This window comes from Mesorhizobium waimense, assembly GCF_003601975.1.
Taxonomy (GTDB): Bacteria; Pseudomonadota; Alphaproteobacteria; order Rhizobiales; family Rhizobiaceae; genus Mesorhizobium; species Mesorhizobium waimense.
In genome coordinates this window covers 22,388-28,387 of sequence record NZ_QZWZ01000064.1, presented here as the reverse complement: position 1 = coordinate 28,387, position 6,000 = coordinate 22,388, and the positions used below count along the sequence as shown (strand labels likewise).

Annotated in this window: 3 protein-coding genes and 3 pseudogenes; 2 read left to right on the top strand and 4 right to left on the bottom strand. The window is 59.5% G+C overall.

Features of this window, described 5'->3' with window-relative positions:
* Positions 1-125 (bottom strand): annotated as a pseudogene (locus tag D3227_RS43345) (IS630 family transposase); the annotation flags it as partial.
* 58 nt (positions 126-183) lie between these two features.
* Here D3227_RS43345 and D3227_RS36585 point away from each other — a divergent pair.
* Positions 184-1,386, top strand: coding sequence for an IS256 family transposase (locus tag D3227_RS36585; protein WP_120018976.1), 1,203 nt, complete (start codon positions 184-186; stop codon positions 1,384-1,386).
* Between the two features lie 37 nt (positions 1,387-1,423).
* Here D3227_RS36585 and D3227_RS36580 read toward each other — a convergent pair.
* The 3 genes and pseudogenes from D3227_RS36580 to D3227_RS36570 all read right to left on the bottom strand — a co-directional run.
* A pseudogene (locus tag D3227_RS36580) lies at positions 1,424-1,669 on the bottom strand (helix-turn-helix domain-containing protein); the annotation flags it as partial.
* 945 nt (positions 1,670-2,614) lie between these two features.
* Positions 2,615-4,270 (bottom strand): MFS transporter, encoded by a 1,656-nt coding sequence (locus D3227_RS36575; protein ID WP_120018974.1) that lies wholly within the window; start codon positions 4,268-4,270, stop codon positions 2,615-2,617.
* A 796-nt stretch (positions 4,271-5,066) separates the two neighbouring features.
* Positions 5,067-5,420: pseudogene (locus D3227_RS36570) on the bottom strand (phage integrase N-terminal SAM-like domain-containing protein); the annotation flags it as partial.
* A gap of 45 nt (positions 5,421-5,465) precedes the next feature.
* On the opposite strand from D3227_RS36570, the gene D3227_RS36565 reads away from it, so the two are divergent.
* Positions 5,466-5,936 carry a hypothetical protein gene (locus tag D3227_RS36565; RefSeq protein WP_120018973.1) on the top strand — a complete coding sequence of 157 codons (471 nt, stop codon included), beginning with the start codon at positions 5,466-5,468 and terminating at the stop codon, positions 5,934-5,936.
* The last annotated feature ends 64 nt before the right edge of the window (positions 5,937-6,000 follow it).

The following is a 6,000-nucleotide window of genomic DNA, read 5'->3' as shown; positions in this document are numbered from 1 at the left end:
ATGCTGGCCGCGGCCGCCATCATGTCGGCGGTCCAGTGCGTCGTCTCGCCAGGCGGGTCCTGCAACGTCAGCGCCACCACACGCTCAGCCACTTCAGGCCCGAGAGGCGGAATGCGCGAGGGTCGCGGGGACTATCAGGAATTCTGTGCGTGAGGCCATGATGATGGAAAGGAGAATCATCCCATGGCTATCGAGAAAGAACTTCTGGACCAGCTTTTGGCTGGCCGCGATGCGAACGAGGTGTTTGCGAAGGACGGACTACTTGAGGATCTGAAGAAGGCGCTTTCGGAGCGGATACTGAACGCCGAGCTGGACGAGCATCTCGAGGACGAACACGCCGAAGGCAATGGTAATCGCCGCAACGGCTCTTCGAAGAAATCGGTTCTGACGGGCACGTCGAAGATGACGCTTTCGATCCCGCGCGACCGCTCCGGCACTTTCGACCCGAAGCTGATCGCTAAATATCAGCGGCGCTTCCCAGACTTCGACGACAAGATCATCTCCATGTATGCGCGCGGCATGACGGTTCGCGAGATCCGTGGCCACCTAGAGGAACTCTACGGCATCGACGTCTCGCCGGACCTGATCTCGGCTGTTACCGACGCCGTCCTGGAGGAAGTTGGCGAATGGCAGAACCGGCCGCTCGACATCTGTTACCCGCTGGTCTTCTTCGATGCGATCCGGGTCAAAATCCGCGATGAGGGCTTTGTGAGGAACAAGGCCATCTACATCGCGCTCAGCATCCTGCCCGATGGCACCAAGGAGATACTCGGCATCTGGATCGAGCAGACCGAGGGCGCCAAGTTCTGGCTGAGGGTGATGAACGAGTTGAAGAACCGGGGCGCCAGCGACATCCTGATCGCCGTCGTTGATGGTCTGAAGGGCTTTCCCGAGGCGATCAACGCCGTCTTTCCCCAAACCGTGGTGCAAACCTGCATCGTGCATCTGATCCGCCATTCTCTGGAGTTCGTCTCCTGGAAGGATCGCAAGCCGGTCGTGCCGGCGCTGCGCGCCATCTACCGGGCCGGGGACGCCGAGGCCGGCCTGGCCGCGCTTGATGCGTTCGACGTCGGCTACTGGGGCCAGCGATACCCGGCGATCACCCAGAGCTGGCGGCGCAACTGGCAACACGTCGTGCCCTTCTTCGCCTATCCCGAGAGCGTGCGCCGGATCATCTACACCACGAACGCCATCGAGGCGCTGAACTCGAAGCTGCGCCGCGCCGTTCGAACACGGGGACACTTCCCCAATGACGACGCGGCGATGAAACTGCTATATCTGGTCCTGAACCATGCGGCCGAGGAATGGAAACGACCGCCGCGAGAATGGTTCGAGGCCAAAACACAGTTCGCCGTCGTCTTCGGCGAAAGGTTCGTCAACCAATGACGAAAACGGCCTCACGCACAGAATTCCTGACAGTCCCGGGTCGCGTCTTGTCGCGCAACAGTCCTTCGAAGCCTTCCGTTGCGAAGCGCTCCTGCCAACGCCATACGCAGGTCTTGGATTTGCCGGTTTGCCGCATGATCTCGACGGTGCCCACACCGTCGCCGCTCAACAGAATGATCTCGGCGCGCCAAACATGCTTTTGCGGCGCATTGCGATCCCTGATCAGCGCGCTCAGGCGCTGGCGATCAATCGGCGAAACGGTGAGGGATATTCCTGTGCGCATGCGCCAAACTCGCATGCGCACTCGCGAAAGGGAATCCCAAGCCGGACTCTTATGTTAGGCGGAAACCACTAGGTGCTCAGAAGCGAGTACGCGAGCTGCCTTAAATTCTGAAAAAACTGGGTATCCGGCCTCGTTGTCAGCCACACCCGAGCGCCAGGCTTAGTCTGTGAGAAATCGGCGGATTGTGTTATCGAACATTGATCACTCCGCCAGTTGCGGCGGTACTTGGCGCTCGCCTTTCGAAAGCGACGTAACGGCTTGTCATCCTCAACCTGCCGAGTGGCGACGCGTCCTTATCCGACTCTTCGCTAGCCAGGCCTGACCGGTCAAATAGCATTTATAGTTCCTCGCTATCTCATTCCGAGATCGCTAAGAAGGATCTCAGCCCATCGGGAGCCAAGAATTCCGGTTTGACCGCTTACATCAAGGAAAATCCCCGGGAAATATGGGTGCCTGTCATGCTGCGCCGCAGTTGAATTCCGCAATCATCTCAACAGTTGAAAAGTGGCAATAGCGGCCATCCAAGCCTCGAATTGATCGCATGCCGTGCATTCTCTTCTGCTGCGCAGCAGTCTCATCGCTGGCGATCACCAGTTGCCGCAGGGCCGCATGATGTCGCCGAAGGTGCTTTTGCGTTGGCCGGTTTCGGCAGGAGCAGTTCGGTGTAGACACCGCCAATGCAATCATCAGGAGGGCTATCCGGAGACTTTATCTATTGTTCTACCTCCTTCACAAGCCCAAACGCTATCTATCATCGAACAGACGGAATTCGCATGTCCAGGAGCGCCAGGCAGAGCAACAGATCCGTTCGCCTTAGGGCAGGTCAGCCGGGAAGCCTGAAATCGCGCTGACCGTCGGCGTCTCCTACCGCTCGATGCGAGATCTTGCCCTAAGAGGCCAGCGCTTCGAAGGAAGGCAAACCGCTCACCCGCGATGCAACCAACGTCAAATTCGAGCGATGAAGGGGGAAATATGGTCGGCCTTGCGGGGGTGCCCCGCTGGCCGCTCGATTGAGAGTTTCTTTCGAGGCGGATGCTCTCCACTGTGCAACTCCTGAAGGCGCTCGTCCAGCTCCTTGTCGGCCGCGGTGAGCCGATGATTGAGGCGAAGGTAGTCGGTCCAGGTCGGCGTGCGGAAACTCTCCGTCCATTGGCAAGGCTCCTGAAGGTCCCGCTCGACGGTCCAATGCCGAGCGCCGACGCGGCTTTGAGCAAGGCGGCGTTCATGCATGAGGGACAGGTACGCATTCGTGTTCTCGTCCGGAATCTGATATTCAATCTTGACGATGATCGGTCCGCTTCTCGGTCTCAGTTCGACGGCGACCACGGGCGCCTCGAACCCCTCCAGGGCAACATGATCCGATTCCTTGTTTTCAAGGACGGGCAACAGGAGCCCCGTCGCGGCCACCAGGACCAAAGCGCCAGCGGAGCCTACCAGCGCTGAGGTAAGCGAATAATGCTCGGCCGCCGCGCCCCACACCCAACTACCGGCAGCGATGCCACCATAGGTCACGGCATAATAGATCGAAACGGTGCGGCCGACGATCCACCGCGGGCTCGCCAGTTGCACGCTTATACCGAGTCCCGACCAGGCGGTGACCCATCCTGTTCCGCCGAGGGCAAGTGCCGTTGCTGCCACTGCAACCGACGACGCGACAGCAACGAAAAATGCGCAGGCGGCGCAGGCGAGGCATGCAAGCATGACTAGCCGTTCTTGAGACATCAAGCGTCTGAAGCGAGCCGCATTTACGCCTCCAAAGAGAGCGCCGATACCGAATCCGGCCATCAGGACGCCATAGTCGAACGGCCCAGCATTTAGGTGATCCCGAACTACGAGAGGCAGCAGCGCGAGGATGGCGATTCCCGAAAAACCAAAGAGGGCTCCGCGCGCGATAGCCGCCTTGATCTCGGACGATATCGCCGTGAACCGCGCGCCGTCGTAGATTGCCGTGATCATCCGCTCGCGCGGAAGCGGCGAAGACCGAACAGTCCAGTTAGAATGCCAGATGGTGCCCAGCGGCACCACGTAGCTGAGCGTGCTCAAGACGAGCGTAGTGAGCGGTCCGAAGGAGGCAACAACGATACCGCCAAGCGCGGGTCCGACGCTGCGGACTGTGTTGAAACCGATATTGATGAGGGTGACTGCAGCTGGAAGATCGCGCCTGTCAACGATATCGCCGACGGATGCCTGCCAGGCAGGATCGCTTAGCGCGAAGCCGCATCCGATCAGGAAACCGACGCCGAGAATGATCCACGGGTCGACGATGCCTAACGCCAAAAGCCCAGTCAGTATCGCCGATGCCAACGCAATCAGCGATCGGCCGACGAGTAAGACACCTCGCCGGCTGAAACTGTCTGCAATGGCTCCGGCAAATACGGAGAGGATGAAGGCAGGCAAAGTGGATGAGGCCTGAACCAACGCGACCATCAGATCGGAAGGTGAGATGGTGGCCATGAGCCAGCCGATGGCGACCGTGTGCATCATCCAGCCAATGGATGAGACCTGAGTGGAAAGCCAGATCGAACGAAACGTCTGATTCTTGAGAGGTGAAAAGGTGGTTGGCGCTATCGCGTCCGCTTCCCCGTGCGCCCCAGTGCTCATTTTCCTGGAAGCCTTTACATTTTATGCGCGCGTTCGCGTGAGTGACGGCCTTGCGGAACGTAAGATAGGTTTGGAGACAGCACTGCGGACTTTTTCTGTTGGCGATCCGGCGCTGCAAACGCCCATGCAACGCTTTTGAAAAAGATTGCCCTGCCGGGTAGGGGAGGACGACGGCAGGGCGCGCCCCGCAAAAGTCCTGGTCGCGTGACGACCAGACAGCGCCGGCGGGCTGTAGCTTTGCCTACCGCACCTTTTGGCATTACGCCGTACATGACAGCTCATCAGAATAGGTCCCATACGTGCCTTCCTCGTCGAACGGCACCGAAACAGATCGCCAAGGCAGCCTTCCACGTTCCGAAGTAGTTTTCATCACGTGTCTCAGTCAACTTGAGAATACGATTGTCTTGTTTCCGTTGAGCGTGATCCGACGCTGGAGATGCAGCTTGACGGCTCGTGCTTATCGCGACCCTCGCGACGAAATCCTCCGCGCTCCACCGCGTCCTTGACCAGATGCTCCTGGCCTCGATTCGCGCGTTTGCCATCGGTCCCATCTGCGTCGTTGGGTCGTCCGGCGGGCCGATCGTATCTTGCGAGCGACGTCGATCATCCTGGATAGATCCGCGTCCTCGAAGACAACGACCGGGGAGTGCCCATGTCTTTGATCTGCACTTCATCGCTCGATTTCTACCGCCCTACGTTTGGCGGCCGGATGCAGTTCGTTCCGGTACCTGCTGAGTATGCACGACTTGGCGTTGAGTTCGCCAATATAATGTCCCGGACGGTGCCATCGTGTTATCAGATGATAGGCCACCTCGTCGGCGCTCAACATCACTGGCACCTTGCGTGGTAAGCGGGCGTAGGCAATGCGCTCCGGGATCTCGGCATGACCCAACGTCACGCCGTAGAAGAACCGCAGTGCGCACACCGTCGGGTTCAGCGCTGGCCACGAAATCCACGTTGAGATCAGATGCACCTGGAAGGCGCGCACGTCCTCAAGGCCAAGCCGGCCAGGGGAGCGGCCAAAGTAGCGCGAGAACTTCGCCACCGCATGCACGTAGAATCGTTGGGTGGCCGGCGACAGATTGCGGATTGTCATGTCCTCGATCATACGCCGACGAAGAGGGCTCAACTCGACATCGGCACGGCTCATATTCGCAGCACCGGGCCCAATTCAGCGCGTAACTTCGAGCTCGTCGTGGCCAGATGCGGCCGTTGCGGACGGGGCGAAGCCGGTGGCCGGTATTTCGTCACCGGCAGCACAGACCAGCATGCAATCCGCTATCGTACCCTTCACACCCTTGAGAAAGTTGGATATCGCGGCTTCGGCGATGCGACGGTGATTTCGGATGGCGCCGAAATCCTGAAGCGGCTGCCCCGCGTCATGCCGAAGCCGACGACCCACATCATCGACTGGTTCCAGATCGCCATGAAGAGCCAGCCCGTACAGCAGATCGCCGATCACATCGTGCGATCCCAGTCCTGGTCCATTGAAGCGCTTTCAACCATCGACAGGGACGTCAGAGCCGTGAAGTGGAGTCTGTGGCATGGCCGGGTCGATCCCGCGATCCGCGACCTCGAGTATTTCCTGGCGAGGTTGAAGGGTTCACAGCAGAGAAGCGAGTTCTCGGTGGCGCCGCTGCACAGCCTCGGCTTGTGCAACTCCTGACCTATGTCCGTTCGAACCGCAGTGCCATCGTCAACTATGGAAAGCGCTACCGGGCCGGCCTTCG

Excerpts from the sequence above, each read along its gene's own strand:
- D3227_RS36575 (WP_120018974.1), bottom strand. The coding sequence starts at position 4,270 with ATGAGCACTGGGGCGCACGGGGAAGCGGACGCGATAGCGCCAACCACC.
- D3227_RS36585 (WP_120018976.1), top strand. The coding sequence starts at position 184 with ATGGCTATCGAGAAAGAACTTCTGGACCAGCTTTTGGCTGGCCGCGAT.